This window comes from Acinetobacter junii CIP 64.5 (genome assembly GCF_000368765.1).
GTDB classification, from domain to species: Bacteria; Pseudomonadota; Gammaproteobacteria; order Pseudomonadales; family Moraxellaceae; genus Acinetobacter; species Acinetobacter junii.
In genome coordinates, this window is the sequence record NZ_KB849654.1 from 333,732 (window position 1) to 349,610 (window position 15,879).

Sequence of the window (15,879 nt, forward strand, 5' to 3'; positions counted from 1 at the left end):
AGTTTAGCCAGACGTTCAAAATCTTGTCTTAAAATGGGTTTGAGTAATTGATGAAATACGGTATTCTGATGTGACAAAACCTGAGTCCTTTATAGTTAAAGTGTTTGTTTGCACTCATATTTTAACTATTTAGACTCAGTTTTTTTATTTAGAGCAAACTATGGGACAGTAGTGGGCTTGACTCTAATACTTCAAGCATTTCTAAAAAGGTTGAGGGTTGTATTCCAATCAGTCGTTTAAACTGACTATTTGATAGCATCTTTACTTTTTCATATTTCATGTACTCATGATAGTAGAACATGACTTTTTAATGTGGATAAAAAACAAACAAAACGTTGATCGTTTTTTGATTTTTGCAAGAAGTCTACTGTTTGCCTTAAAACTAGCATTTAGTAAAAGATAATCAATCCAATAATGTATTTGTGGAACACACTCGACATAAAGCTAAATAGTTTCTAAAAACTTATTAATTTGTAACGCGACTTCATTGGCACATTTTTTTGCCAACTGATGATCACCACCCTCGACAATATATAAATTAGATTTTTCAATTAAATGATTTAGATACTTACCTACCTCAACGGGGCTAATTGGATCATGTTCACCCCAAATCAATAAGGTTTTGATATCTATCGAGGATATGAATTCCTCGTAATTGATGCTGGTTGTGATAAACCAGTTCGGATATTCTGCGTATTCTTGCTGATAAAATTCACGCCAATCTTGAACCTGAAACTGATCTAAATTGACCCCGCCCGAGGTTGCAATCAAGATTAAACCTTTTATTAAAGAGGTTTTTTCTAGTGCAGCTTTGATCGCAAAGATTCCACCCATTGACTGTGCAATTAAGATTGAAGGTTGTTGAATCTGCTCAACAACATAATCACTCAAATCATCAAAACTATTTATATCAGGATGTGCAGCCACACCATGGAAACTTGGATATGCAATCACTTGCTTTGTGTAAGTTTTGGGTAGTTGTGCAACTAAAGGATACCAAAATTGTGTATTACCTGAAGCGCCTGGAAGAAAAACCAAGTTATTCATTATTATCCTTGAGACTTATTATTCTTAGAGATAAACACCCTACTAAGTGCAAGGTGTTTATTTACCACTCAATTTAGCTTTGGAAATATCTTAAATCCAGACGCGCATCATAAACATGCGTGGTTGGACCTGTCATCCACACCACATCGCCTTCACGCCAAGCTATATGCAATTTCCCACCCGCTAACTGAACTTCAACTTCATTAGCGAGTAAACCACGGCGCATACCACTGACAGCAGCGGCACAAGCACCTGTACCACAAGCTAAAGTCTCACCTACACCACGTTCAAACACACGTAAGCGAATATGTTTTTCATCAACGATTTGCATAAAACCAGCATTTACTCTTGCTGGAAAACGAGCATGTGATTCAACTTGAGGACCGATTCCTGCAACATCAGCCGTTAATACATCTGGCACGATCGTAACCGCATGAGGATTTCCCATGTTAACGACATCAATGTTGATGCTTTTATTATCAGCAAGGCCCAGTTTGTAAAGACCTTCAGTGTCTTCGTGTTCATCCGTTAGGAATGGAATCTCAGCTGGAAGAAACTTCGGCGGACCCATGTTGACACGTACCCAACCATTTGCTCCCAATTCAGGCTCTACAATACCTGCTTTTGTTTGCACACGAATCTTAGTTTTAGTCGTCAGTTGGCGCTCATGTACAAATCGAGCGAAACAACGCACACCATTACCACACTGTTCAACTTCAGAACCATCTGCGTTAAAAATACGGTATTTAAAGTCAGCATCTGGAAAATCAGGCGGTTCAACGATAAGTAACTGATCAAAGCCCACGCCAAAATGACGATCAGCTAAACGCTGAATCGTGACTGTATCTAAATAAGCGCGTTGGGTGACAAGGTCAACAACCATAAAATCATTGCCCAAACCATGCATTTTGGTAAATTCTAAATACATCCAATTTACTCCTCAGGCAATAAACGTTCTTTTTCCCAAAGTGATTCGATGGTTTCACGCTCACGTATTAAATAAGCTTGATCACCACTGACCATCACTTCAGCAGCACGACCACGTGTATTATAGTTTGAGCTCATTACAAAACCATAAGCTCCAGCACCCAATACTGCTAAGACATCATTTTCTTGCAGCGCTAAATCACGCTGTTTCCCCAAGAAATCACCTGTTTCACAGATCGCACCAACCAAATCCCATGTTTTTACTTCAACATCTGAATGTGGGGCAACAGATTGGATATCCATCCATGCTTCATATAAAGCAGGACGAATCAAATCGTTCATTGCAGCGTCAATAATTGCAAAATTTCGATGATTCGTTGGTTTCAACAAATCAACCTTTGTTAATAATGCACCTGCATTTGCAGAAATACTACGACCAGGCTCCATATAAACTTTCAAACCTAGTTTTTCTAATACAGGGCGCATCGCATTTGCATATTCAGCAACGGTTGGCGGTATTTCATCTTTATAGCGCACACCTAAACCACCACCAATATCAATATGTTTGAGGTTGATGCCTAACTTTTTCAACTCTTCAATCATTAAAACCACACGATCAAGCGCATCAACGAATGGCTTGGTCTCAGTCAACTGTGATCCAATATGACAGTCGATCCCGACAATTTCTAAGTTTGGTAAAGACGCTGCGTATTGATAAGTTTCATACACTGTATCGCTTGGGATACCGAATTTATTTTCTTTCAAGCCTGTTGAAATATAAGGATGCGTCTTTGCATCAACATCTGGATTGACACGCAATGAAATCGGAGCTTTTTTTCCAAGTTTAGCTGCAACTTTCTGAATACGATCAAGTTCAGCATAAGATTCAACATTGAAACAAGCGATGCCAACATCTAATGCTTTTTCAATGTCTGCTTCTGACTTACCCAAGCCTGAAAAAACGATCTTCGCTGGATTACCACCAGCTGCAAGAACACGGGCAAGCTCTCCACCAGTCACAATATCAAAACCAGCACCTAGTTTTGCCAATACATTAAGAACAGCTAAGTTTGAGTTTGATTTCACCGCAAAACAGATTTGATGATCAATAAAATCAAAAGCACGATCCATATCTAGATAATGTTTTTCCAAAGTTGCTTTGGAATAAACATAGAGTGGCGTGCCGAATTGCTGCGCGAGCTGATCAAGTGAACATTGCTCAGCATGCAATACGCCATTAATGCGAGTGAAACTCATGAAGATGTCCTTATTTACAAACTTAAGGTGAGATGGTTTTGACTACTGTGATGATGATGTTGAGTTTTCAACTTGAGTATCATCATCCTTTTGATCAGATGAGCTTTGAGATTGCGATGCATCGTTTTTGTAAAGCAAATACTTTGCTCTTTTATCATGGTTTGGATCAGACGGTAACTGTAAAGCACCAGATTGACCACACGCTGTTAATACAATACTGCTAAACAATAAACTGATCGAACAAATGACTTTAAGCATCTGAGCACCTAATTTTTACAATTCGGAGCAGTATAGCGTGAACCTCAAATTGGCTAAAGTCCAAACATAAAAAAACGCCAACATAAGCTGACGTTTTCATATATCAAGGTTGATCTTATTTTTTCTTTGCGAAGAAATAACCAATGATCAGAATAATGAACCAAATTGGACTGACAATCAGAGATTTTCGAGTATCTTCATCCAATGCTAAAACGCCAATCGTGCATAAGAAGAAAATGATCACGATCCAGCATGTCACCACACCACCTGGCAATTTAAAAATTGACTGCTCATGAAGTTCAGGAGACCGTTTGCGGTAGTTCATATAACTCCACATAATGATGATCCAAACGCAAATAAACAAAATCGTAGATAAGGTCGTTGCCAAAACAAATGCTGTTACTTCATCGTTAGTTCCGCTTTGTAACTTATATACAAACTGAATCAATGCGCCGATGAAAATACAGATCGCTGAGAAAATCAATGCGTTTGCTGGAACAGCGGCTTTAGACAAACCTGCAAATAGTCGAGGTGCTTGTTTATCTGTTGATAAACCAAAAAGCATACGACTCGTTGAGAATACCCCACTGTTCATAGATGACATTACCGAAGATAACACCACCAAATTCATAATAATTGCAGCAGATGCAATACCAGCCTGAGAGAAAATATTCACAAATGGGCTGACTTTAGGATTGATCTGATCCCAAGGCGTGACACTCATGACGACGAAAAGAGCCAAGACATAGAAAATGATAATACGTATTGGAATCGAGTTAATCGCTTTGGGTAAGTTTCTCTGAGGGTCTTGAGTTTCAGCAGCCGTAGTTCCGACAAGCTCTACCCCAACAAATGCAAAAATTGCAATTTGGAATCCTGCAAGGAACCCTTCGAAGCCTTTAGGGAACATACCTCCATGCGTCCATAAGTTTGAAACGCTGGCTACAGTTCCCGATGTATTAGTAAAACCAGTGAAAATCATCCATAAACCTACAAGGATTAATACAATAATCGCTGTGATTTTCACCATTGCAAACCAGAATTCCATTTCACCAAATAACTTCACGGTAACGAGATTCAGACCCAATACGAATGCTATGGCAACGGTACTAATCAACAAACCACCTAAAGGCGTAAATGACTGTCCACCATTAAAAAATTCGAGGTAATAAATGATCGCGGACAAGTCAGCAATACCAATCGTGACCCAACATAACCAATACGTCCAGCCAACGAAATAACCTGCCCACGGACCAATCAAGTCAGTTGATAAATCAATAAATGATTTATAGTTTAGGTTTGAAAGCAATAATTCGCCCAATGCACGCATGACAAAGAACACCATCAAACCAATCAACATATAAATAAATAGAATTGATGGGCCAGCTAAACTAATCGTTTTACCTGAACCCATAAACAATCCTGTTCCAATTGCGCCACCAATTGCAATCAGTTGAAGATGTCGATTAGATAGACTACGGTGAAGCCCACTTTGCTCGTTGACCTCACCTAAATTTTGATTCGACATTTTTACAAAAACTCTCCAGTATCTTTCGTTCATTAGCTAATGATCAAATCAAAATGACAATTCGCACCATTTAATGGCATCTTCTTGCACTGTAAATTGTTTTGATGATGTTTTAGCTAACCAATTTTCTGTCTGTACAACTCAACATTTCAAGTTAAATACAAAAGGGCCTGATCATACGCACAAGGATGTACCAACTCAATGCACTTTTTTGACTCCATATTTTTCAATGGCTTAAAAATTAAGCAATAAAAAAGCAGCCTCTGAAGGCTGCTTTTTATCTAGATTTTTACTTTAATTTATTATGATATTACTTTTGTTTATTCTTAATACGATCTTCCCAGAACGTAGCATTACGAATACCAAGTTTTACTGGATCAAAAGTAAACTCTTTAACACCCGCTTTTTGCTGCTGTTCATAATCTCTTAATGCTTTAATCGTTGGTTTCCAAATGAAGTAAGTCACAATAATACCAATGATGTTAATCCAAGCCATTAAGCCCACACCGATATCACCAATTCCCCAAATATAGCCCGTCGCACTGATTACGCCATATGAAACAGAAAGAATGATGAAGCATTTGGTGATAAATAATAAAGATGGAGTTTTGGTAATATAACTTAAATAAGTAATGTTGGTTTCAGCGATATAGTAATAGGCAACAATCGTTGTAAATGCGAAGAAGAATACAGCTAACGCAACAAAGATTTGTCCAAAACCACCAAATACCGTGCTCACAGCCATTTGTGTAAATGCTGGCGAACCAATTTCAGCTGTAGCAGCAACGTTTTGTACAATAAATTGACCAGCTTCTAATGTACCTTGAACGTTATACATGCCCGTGATCAAAATCATAAACGCAGTTGCTGAACACACGAATAAAGTATCTACATAAATCGAGAATGCTTGTACTAAACCTTGTTGCGCAGGATGCTGTACCTCAGCTGCGGCAGCGGCATGTGGTCCTGTACCCTGTCCTGCTTCATTCGAATAGACACCACGTTTTACCCCCCAACCAATTGCAGCACCCAGACCTGCCATAGGAGAAAAGGCATCAGCAAAAATTAAGGAAATCACACCAGGTAACTTATCAATATTGATGAAGACAATAATTAAAGCCATCAAAATATAGCCTGCCGCCATAAATGGCACCACGAATTCAGCAAATTTTGCAATTCGTTTAATACCACCAAAGATAATGACCGCAAGTAATGCCACAATCACAACTAAAGCTAAAAGCTTATAAGTACCGACGTTTCCAAATACAATCGCACCTTCACCAGTAATTTGAGTGAATGCGTTACCAACCGCATTTGCTTGAATACCTGGTAAGAATAAACCACATGAAATAATTGCTGCGATTGCAAATAGAATCCCTAACCAACGTTGACCTAGACCACGGTCAAAATAGAATGCAGGTCCACCACGATATTGACCTTGATATTCAACTTTATAGATTTGACCCAAGGTTGATTCAACATATGCGGTACTTGCTCCTAGAAAGGCAACGACCCACATCCAGAAGACTGCACCTGGTCCACCAAAACCAATTGCGGCAGCAACGCCTGCAATATTACCTACACCAACACGACCTGACAGTGAAACAGCGAGTGCTTGAAACGAAGAAATACCTTGTGCTGATGAGCCTCCTTTAATGAGGAGCCTTATCATATCTTTGATCTGACGAACTTGAACAAACCTTGTTAGGACGGAGAAAAATAAACCTGCACCTAAACATAAATAGATCAGAGCTTTGCTCCAAATAATACTATTTATCCAATCAACAATTTCTGCTGCACTCATAAACACCAACCTTTTGTATAATTTAAAAATATATCAATTGATACATTTTCATTTGTCTGAGCATCAGCAATATTTATGCCATTCAATATAATTCTTATGACAACAAATGAGCAAATGCTCAAAGACCTTCCGTGGAAAAAGTGAATTTAAAGAATTTTTCGACTCAAAAACCTACTATATCTTACTTGTAAAAGTCTTATATCGTGTTATTTTTCTGAGCACTTCCCTTTAACCAGTCAATTACGAAAACACCGTTTACTCTTAAATCCTTATCAAGAAAATGAACGATATTGATCTTTTCCGTAATTACTCTACTTTTTAACTAATTTATCGCAAATTTTCAATTTTATATATGGCAAAAATTAAAACTGTTTATCGATGTGAACAATGTGGCGCCGATCATCCAAAATGGGCAGGACAATGCTCTGAATGTGGAGAATGGAATAGCCTCGTAGAAGTTCGCATAGAGCCAATCGTATCCCACAGAGCGCAATCAAAGATGGGAGGCGGTTATGCAGGTCAAGCAGCGAGCATCACAACTCTAAATAAAATTTCCGTTTCACATGAAACTCGTCTAGCTACTGGGATTGGCGAATTTGATCGCGTACTCGGTGGCGGTTTAGTGACTGGATCAGTCGTTTTAATCGGTGGTGATCCTGGTATCGGGAAATCTACCATCTTATTGCAAACAGCTACTCATATGGCAGCAGCTAAAAGTTCCGCGCTTTATGTCACAGGTGAAGAATCATTATCACAAGTCGCTTTACGTGCGCAGCGATTAGATTTACCTACTGACCAACTCAAAGTAATGGCTGAAACCTGTGTAGAAAGAATCTGTGAAGTATTGGCTCAAGAAAGACCAGCCGTTGCGATTTTAGACTCGATTCAGACCTTATATACAGAAACCTTACAATCTGCACCAGGTGGTGTCTCACAAATCCGTGAATCAGCCGCCCTGCTCACACGTTTTGCAAAAAATAGCGGAACAGCGTTATTTATCGTGGGGCATGTAACTAAAGAAGGTGCTTTAGCTGGACCACGTGTGCTTGAACATATGGTGGATTGCGTACTGTATTTCGAAGGTCAGTCGGATTCTCGATATCGTATGATTCGTGCCGTGAAAAACCGTTTCGGAGCAGTCAACGAGCTAAGTGTCTTTGGCATGACCGATAAAGGGCTACGAGAAGTCGCCAATCCCTCAGCTATTTTCCTCAGTCGTTATGATGAAGCCATTCCGGGTTCAATTGTGATGATTAGCCGTGAAGGTACTCGCCCATTACTCGTCGAAGTTCAAGCTCTTGTTGATGATGCACATGCTCAACCTCGGCGTGTTGCATTAGGACTTGAACAAAATCGTCTGAACATGCTGCTTGCAGTAATGCATCGACATGGTGGTGTTCAAACTGCGGGACAAGATGTTTATGTTAATGTCGTAGGTGGATTAAAGATCACGGAAACTGGTTCAGATCTAGCGGTATTACTCGCCTGCGCTTCAAGTTTGCGTGGTAAAGCATTACCACAACAACTGGCTGTTTTTGGTGAAGTTGGTTTATCGGGAGAAATACGCCCTGTTCCGAATGGTCAGGAACGCTTAAAAGAAGCGGCAAAACATGGTTTTAAATATGTGATTTTACCAAGAGCAAATGCGCCACAAAAAAGTATTGATGGTGTTCAAATCATTGCTGTAGCTCGTTTACATGAAGCATTGACTGAAGCAATGCAGCTTAGTGATGAACTGACATAAAAAAACATACTTTTTTAGTTGAAATTATCAACGAATACCTTCATAAATACACTTACATATTGGAATTAAATAGGAATTTTCGATGCAAGTACACCAGCGTGGCTTGATGGCAGCTTTATTGATGGCAACTTTGGTCGCAGCACCAGTTGCAGAAGCTAAACGTGCGGGCGGTGGCAAAAGTCATGGTATGACTCGTTCAACAACGACGACTCAATCTCAGCCAACTACAACTCAATCGTACCAACAACCTACAACTAAAACTACGACGACTCAAAAATCAGGTCCAGGCGTAGGTTCTATGGTTGCTGCTGGTGTAGCAGGTGCTGCTGTAGGTGCAGTTGCTGCAAATGCATTGGCAGATGACAACAATCCTACTTCTGCTGAGCAGCAAGCTGCGCAAGAAGAGGAAAAAGGTGGTATTCCAGGTTGGTTATGGGTACTCCTAGCTGCTGCAGTTGCATTCTTTGTATTCCGTAAATTCGGTGCAAAAAAAAAATTAGCCACAGCTAATCCATATGCTCCAAATAATAACGGTCAAAACAACTTTGGCCGTCCTGTAAGCCCACAACCAACTATGCGTCAAACTGCTGGTGACAACACCAATATTTTTGGTCAATCAGTTGGTGGTGGCGTTGCGACTCAGGCACCGTTTGGTGGTGCATCAATGAACAGTGGCAACCAATTACCTGATGGGACTGAACCTGCTGCTTTCCTTCGTATTGCACGCCAACGCTTCAATCACATTCAATCAGTAAATAGCGCAAGCAATATCGAAGAAATTCGTCGTTACTTGACTCCTGAGCTTTATAACTCAATGTATAGCGACATCATGGCTAACCAAGACCAAGATGTGGCTGAGTTTAGCAATCTTAATGCGATGGTTGCTGAAAGCACAACTGAAAATGGACAATATGTGGTTAGCGTTCGTTTCACCGGTACGGTAAGTGAAGATTTAAATAGCTTGCCACAACCATTTACTGAAATTTGGCACTTTGTTAAACCTGTTGGCTCGCAACAAGATTGGGTTGTGGCAGGAATCCAACAAGCATAATTGCTAATATCATTTAAAAAAGGAGCTATTCAATAGCTCCTTTTTTTTATTGGTGCAATTTTATGAGAAATAAAAAAAGCCACTCTCGATTTTTGAGAATGGCGGAGTGTAAACGAAATTTAAGTAAAACGTTGTTTACAATAAAGATAACCAAACATATAGGCATCTTCATAATAATTAATATTTATCAGGAAACATATTCCACATTTGGGGAATAGCCTTCACTTTCTTAATTTTTTTGATGCGCATGCTGTTGATTTAAATTTTATGGATAGTTTAGGTGCAAAGCTAAAATGACTAGTTACAACGTAAAAAAAAAGAGCTGAAATCAATGTTTAAAACAATCTATTGGTTCAGGTGACTAAGCCTTTGCTTAGCAACAGATATACTAATAGTGCAATCAGCTCAAAAGATTAAAGCAATAAAAAAGCCTTGCCGAAGCAAAGCTTTTATTTCTGTTCTAAATCTTCTAACTATACTTAAGACACAAACTGTAGGAATACCCAGTACAAACCACCTGACAAACAGATCGTTGCAGGTAAGGTAAATACCCAAGCTGAAAGTATGGTACGAACTGTTGCGAAATTCAAACCTGATTTATTTGCCACCATCGTACCTGCAACCGCACTGTTTAAAACGTGTGTTGTTGATACAGGCATACCTAAACCATCAGCAGCAGCAATCGTACTCATCGCAACTAATTCCGCTGACATACCTTGACCATATGTCATGTGGTTTTTACCGATACGCTCACCCACTGTAATCACGATACGTTTCCAACCCACCATCGTACCTAAACCAAGAGCAAGCGCGACTGCGACCTTCACCCAGTTTGGAATGTATTGTAAGAACGAATCTAAGTTACTACGATATTCTTTTACCAATTTTTCTTGGTCTTTATTCATTTCAGGCAAAGCATCTGCTTTATCTAAACGTTTAAATGTCGTTGTACTTAAATACATGTCATTACGAATTTCACTCACAGCAGCTTCAGGAATATCCTTTAAGTTGCCATAAGTCGCTACACGATCACCCAAATGAGAGGTCATGCTTGCAAGAGCAGGAACAACTTCTGGGGTTTGCTCTTTGGTTTGAATAAATTTCGTCAAAACTTCGCGAGCTTTTTCATCAGATAATTCATTCTGATTGACATTCAATACTGTCGCTGTTTGAGCCGAAAGCTGTTCGAATGATTGTAGATGTTGAGCATCTAAGTTTTTATTCAATGAATAAGCCAAAGGAACTAAACCAATCAAAATCAACATGATTAAGCCCATGCCTTTTTGACCATCATTTGAACCGTGCGCAAAACTTACACCCGTACAGGTAAAGATTAAAATCGCACGAATAAGTGGTGGTGGTGGTTTGTTACCAACAGGAGGTTGGAACAATTCCAATTGGCGCTTAAAAATTGTTTTAACCAGTAAGAATACAATTGCTGCAAATGCAAAACCGATCAAAGGTGAAAATAACAATGCCTTTCCGACTTTGATGACTTGATCCATATCAATGCCGCTGGTTGCGCCAGTTGATGCATTTAACAAGTGATTCATGATCCCCACACCCAAGATCGAACCGATCAAAGTATGAGAACTTGATGCAGGAATACCTAAGAACCAAGTTCCTAAGTTCCACAGAATCGCTGCAATCAACAGTGCAAAAACCATAGCAAAGCCAGCACCACTGCCGACATTCATGATCATTTCAACTGGAAGTAATGCAATAATTCCGTAAGCAACTGCTCCACTTGCCACCATAACTCCAAGAAAGTTACAGAAGCCAGCCCACATCACTGCAACAGGTGCAGGTAAGGCATTGGTGTAAATTACGGTTGCTACAGCATTCGCTGTATCGTGAAAACCATTTACAAACTCAAAACCTAAGGCAATGAATAATGCCGTAGACAAAAGAATAACTGAATATAAACTCAAAGGTGGTACATGCGCTAAATCAGCACTCACCTGAAATCCAATATATATAAGTGTTGAAACAATGATCGTCAAAAACACCGGCATAAAGAATTTCGGTGTAGGTACATGTACATTCGTCGATTTTGCCGAAGAGTTGGCAAGCGGTGAATCCGAAACAGGAGGAATATTAGAATTCATGTAGACGGTTAGAGGATAAAAAAATCCCCTGTATTGTTTAATTAAATTATGACAATTATATGACAAAGAGATGTCATATAAAGCTGATATTTCATCATTTCAGCTCATTTTGTGATGTTTTTTGTTCTAATCTTTAATCTATTAAATTAAATATCCCTTTAAATACAATATGATATAAAAACAAAAAGTCTTAAAAACTGTTTGTCTGATTTTGCAACAAATGCTACAAAATATGACATCAATTTGTCATATTTCAGTTCATTCGCTGGTTTTTGGAGCATTATTCCTCATAATTATTACAAATTAATGAAGGTTTTGTGACACATCAAAATTGAACTGAAGAATCAGTGCTCTGTGTTGTTGAAAATACGCGCTTTCTGTTCGCTTCTGTTACAATGCCTCAGCTTTTTATATTTGCCATATACTGGGGTTCCTTATGTCCACGCTTGCCACCCTGAAATCTCTTCTCGCCCAACGCATCTTGATTATTGATGGTGCAATGGGAACCATGATTCAACGCCATAAATTAGAAGAAGAAGATTATCGTGGTGAACGTTTCGCAGATTGGGCTTCTGATCTCAAAGGTAATAATGACCTTTTAGTACTGACTCAACCGCAGATTATTCAGGGTATCCATGAAGCTTATTTGGATGCTGGTGCAGACATTATTGAAACCAACAGCTTCAATGGTACACGTGTTTCAATGTCAGATTATCACATGGAAGATCTTGTACCTGAGATCAACCGTGAAGCAGCACGTCTTGCGAGAGCGGCTTGTGACAAATACTCTACCCCAGATAAGCCACGATTCGTGGCAGGTGTACTCGGTCCTACATCACGTACATGTTCGATCTCACCGAACGTCAATGATCCAGCATTCCGTAATATTACTTTCGATGAACTAAAAGAAAATTATATCGAAGCAACACACGCCTTAATTGAAGGTGGTGCTGACATTCTATTAATCGAAACAGTTTTCGATACATTGAACTGTAAAGCGGCAATCTTTGCGGTCAAAGAAGTCTTTAAGCAAATCGGTTATGAACTTCCATTGATGATTTCAGGTACGATCACAGATGCCTCAGGTCGTACATTGACAGGTCAAACTGCTGAAGCATTCTGGAACTCAGTGCGTCATGGTGATTTGCTATCAATTGGTTTTAACTGTGCATTGGGTGCAGATGCAATGCGCCCTCACGTTAAAACGATTTCTGACGTTGCAGATACCTTTGTTTCAGCCCATCCTAATGCTGGTTTACCGAATGCATTTGGTGAGTATGATGAAACCCCAGAACAAACCGCAGCCTTTATTAAAGAATTTGCTGAGAGTGGTTTGATCAATATTACTGGTGGTTGCTGTGGTACCACACCAGACCATATCCGTGCGATCTACCAAGCTGTTAAAGATATTCCACCACGTAAAATTCCTGAGACTGTTCATGCTTGCCGTTTGAGTGGTTTAGAACCATTTAATATTTATGATGATTCTTTATTCGTAAACGTTGGTGAACGTACTAACGTTACAGGATCAAAAAAGTTCCTTCGTCTCATCCGTGAAGAAAATTTTGCAGAAGCTTTAGAAGTCGCTCAGCAACAAGTTGAAGCTGGTGCGCAGATCATTGATATCAACATGGATGAAGGGATGCTCGATTCGCAAGGTGCGATGGTGCATTTCCTGAACCTTGTCGCTTCAGAACCTGATATTTCGCGTGTGCCGATCATGATTGACTCATCGAAATGGGAAATCATTGAAGCAGGTCTAAAATGTGTTCAAGGTAAACCTGTTGTAAACTCGATTTCCTTAAAAGAAGGTTATGACGAGTTTGTCGAAAAAGCTCGCCTCTGCCGTCAGTACGGCGCAGCAGTTATTGTCATGGCTTTTGACGAAGTTGGTCAGGCAGATACCGCTGAACGTAAACGTGAAATTTGTAAACGCTCTTATGACATTTTAGTCAATGAGGTTGGCTATCCAGCTGAAGATATTATTTTCGATCCAAACGTGTTTGCAGTAGCAACAGGGATCGAAGAACACAATAACTATGCCGTAGACTTTATTGAAGCGACTGGTTGGATCAAACAAAACTTACCACATGCCATGATTTCTGGTGGTGTCTCTAACGTTTCGTTCTCATTCCGTGGTAATGAACCTGTACGCGAAGCGATTCACTCAGTATTCCTCTATCATGCCATCAAACAAGGCATGACTATGGGTATCGTAAACGCTGGTCAGATGGCGATTTATGACGATATTCCAAAAGAACTGAAAGATGCGGTTGAAGACGTTATCCTCAATCAAAATCAGGGAGAAAGTGGACAGGAAGCCACTGAAAAATTACTTGAAGTTGCAGAAAAATATCGTAGTCATGGTGGCGCAGCCAAAGAAGCTGAAAATCTTGAATGGCGTAATGAGTCTGTCGAAAAACGTCTTGAATACGCTTTAGTTAAAGGTATTACCACGTATATCGATCAAGATACTGAAGAAGCACGTTTAAAATCAAAACGTCCGCTTGATGTGATCGAAGGCCCATTAATGGACGGCATGAACGTTGTGGGTGACTTGTTTGGTTCAGGAAAAATGTTCCTTCCTCAAGTCGTTAAATCTGCACGCGTCATGAAACAAGCTGTAGCATGGCTCAACCCATACATTGAAGCTGAAAAGTCAGAAGGACAATCTAAAGGTAAAGTCCTGATGGCAACGGTAAAAGGTGACGTACACGATATTGGTAAAAATATTGTGGGTGTTGTCTTGGGTTGTAATGGTTATGACATCGTTGACCTTGGCGTGATGGTACCTGCAGAAAAAATTCTGCAAACAGCAATAGATGAGAAATGTGACATCATTGGTTTGTCAGGTTTGATCACCCCTTCTTTGGATGAAATGGTCTTTGTTGCCAAAGAAATGCAACGTAAAGGTTTTAATATTCCTTTATTGATCGGCGGTGCAACCACATCAAAAGCACACACCGCAGTTAAAATTGATCCTCAATATTCAAATGATGCAGTAATTTACGTCGCGGATGCTTCACGTGCAGTGGGTGTCGCAACCACCCTACTTTCTCCTGAAATGCGCGGTAACTTTATTGCAGAGCATCGTGCTGAATATGCCAAGATTCGTGAACGTTTAGCAAATAAACAACCGAAAGCTGCAAAATTGAGTTATGCAGAATCAGTCGAAAACGGTTTTAAAATTGATAATAACTATGTACCACCAAAACCAAATGCTTTGGGTACACAAGTTATTAAGAATTATCCGCTTGAAACCTTAGTTGAATATTTTGACTGGACACCATTCTTTATCTCTTGGAGTTTGGCGGGTAAATTCCCGAAAATTTTAGAAGATGAAGTGGTCGGTGAAGCAGCGACTGATCTTTATAATCAAGCTCAAGCGATGCTGAAAGACATCATTGAAAATAAACGTTTCGATGCCCGTGCTGTATTTGGCTTATACCCTGCTCAGCGTACTGGTGCAGATACCGTCAGCGTATTTGATGAATCAGGTCAAAATCGTACTCACACCTTTGAGCACGTACGTCAACAATCAGACAAAGTGACAGGTAAACCAAACTTGTCTTTAGCGGATTATATTAAGCCTTCTGAACAACCTGAAGATTATCTCGGTGGTTTCACGGTGTCGATCTTTGGTGCTGAAGAATTGGCCAATGAATATAAAGCCAAAGGTGATGACTATTCAGCAATTTTGGTTCAGTCTTTAGCGGATCGTTTTGCAGAAGCATTTGCTGAGCATTTACATGAACGTATTCGTAAAGAGTTCTGGGGCTATAAAGCAGATGAAACGTTGAGTAATGAAGAACTGATCAAAGAGAAATATGTCGGTATTCGTCCTGCGCCAGGTTATCCTGCTTGCCCGGAGCATTCTGAAAAAGCAGTGCTATTTGATTGGTTAGGTTCGGAAGCGAAGATTGGTACGAAGTTGACTGAACACTTTGCGATGATGCCGCCATCTTCTGTAAGTGGTTTCTATTATTCGCATCCTCAAAGTGAATACTTTAATGTGGGCAAAATCTCTCAAGATCAACTTGAGGATTATGCAAAACGTAAAGGCTGGACACTCGATGAAGCAAAACGCTGGTTAGCACCGAATTTAGATGATTCGATTGGTTAAACTTTTGTAATAAAAAATCCCCCCGATTGAGG

The 15,879-nt window shown here is 39.7% G+C and carries 10 protein-coding genes; 3 read left to right on the top strand and 7 right to left on the bottom strand.

The features are described 5' to 3' along the window. Positions 1 to 444: 444 nt before the first annotated feature. From F948_RS03115 to F948_RS03140, 6 genes are all read right to left on the bottom strand, one after another. Positions 445 to 1,047: an alpha/beta fold hydrolase gene (locus tag F948_RS03115; protein WP_004959896.1), complete on the bottom strand. Its 603-nt coding sequence runs from the start codon at positions 1,045 to 1,047 to the stop codon at positions 445 to 447. A 73-nt stretch (positions 1,048 to 1,120) separates the two neighbouring features. Beyond that, on the bottom strand, positions 1,121 to 1,975 hold the full coding sequence (gene dapF / locus F948_RS03120; RefSeq protein WP_004913683.1) for a diaminopimelate epimerase: 855 nt from the start codon (positions 1,973 to 1,975) through the stop codon (positions 1,121 to 1,123). A 5-nt stretch (positions 1,976 to 1,980) separates the two neighbouring features. Further along, positions 1,981 to 3,231 (bottom strand): diaminopimelate decarboxylase, encoded by a 1,251-nt coding sequence (lysA, locus tag F948_RS03125; RefSeq protein WP_004959899.1) that lies wholly within the window; start codon positions 3,229 to 3,231, stop codon positions 1,981 to 1,983. A 42-nt stretch (positions 3,232 to 3,273) separates the two neighbouring features. Next, a complete protein-coding gene (gene lptM / locus F948_RS03130) occupies positions 3,274 to 3,489 on the bottom strand; it encodes an LPS translocon maturation chaperone LptM (protein ID WP_004913686.1) in 216 nt (71 codons plus the stop codon). Between the two features lie 115 nt (positions 3,490 to 3,604). Further along, positions 3,605 to 5,017: an amino acid permease gene (locus F948_RS03135; protein WP_004959901.1), complete on the bottom strand. Its 1,413-nt coding sequence runs from the start codon at positions 5,015 to 5,017 to the stop codon at positions 3,605 to 3,607. A gap of 310 nt (positions 5,018 to 5,327) precedes the next feature. Then, positions 5,328 to 6,821: an alanine/glycine:cation symporter family protein gene (locus F948_RS03140; protein ID WP_004952886.1), complete on the bottom strand. Its 1,494-nt coding sequence runs from the start codon at positions 6,819 to 6,821 to the stop codon at positions 5,328 to 5,330. A 352-nt stretch (positions 6,822 to 7,173) separates the two neighbouring features. Here F948_RS03140 and radA point away from each other — a divergent pair, with 352 nt between their 5' ends. Both radA and F948_RS03150 read left to right on the top strand, forming a co-directional pair. After that, positions 7,174 to 8,565: a DNA repair protein RadA gene (gene radA / locus F948_RS03145; protein ID WP_004959906.1), complete on the top strand. Its 1,392-nt coding sequence runs from the start codon at positions 7,174 to 7,176 to the stop codon at positions 8,563 to 8,565. An 82-nt stretch (positions 8,566 to 8,647) separates the two neighbouring features. Beyond that, on the top strand, positions 8,648 to 9,616 hold the full coding sequence (locus F948_RS03150; RefSeq protein ID WP_004959908.1) for a Tim44 domain-containing protein: 969 nt from the start codon (positions 8,648 to 8,650) through the stop codon (positions 9,614 to 9,616). A 479-nt stretch (positions 9,617 to 10,095) separates the two neighbouring features. Here F948_RS03150 and F948_RS03155 read toward each other — a convergent pair whose 3' ends face one another. Beyond that, positions 10,096 to 11,724, bottom strand: coding sequence for an inorganic phosphate transporter (locus F948_RS03155; RefSeq protein ID WP_004952882.1), 1,629 nt, complete (start codon positions 11,722 to 11,724; stop codon positions 10,096 to 10,098). Positions 11,725 to 12,160: 436 nt separating this feature from the next. Here F948_RS03155 and metH point away from each other — a divergent pair, with 436 nt between their 5' ends. After that, the gene (gene metH, locus F948_RS03160) at positions 12,161 to 15,847 is read left to right on the top strand and encodes a methionine synthase (protein WP_004959911.1); all 3,687 of its coding nucleotides are present in this window, start codon (positions 12,161 to 12,163) and stop codon (positions 15,845 to 15,847) included. Positions 15,848 to 15,879: the final 32 nt, after the last annotated feature.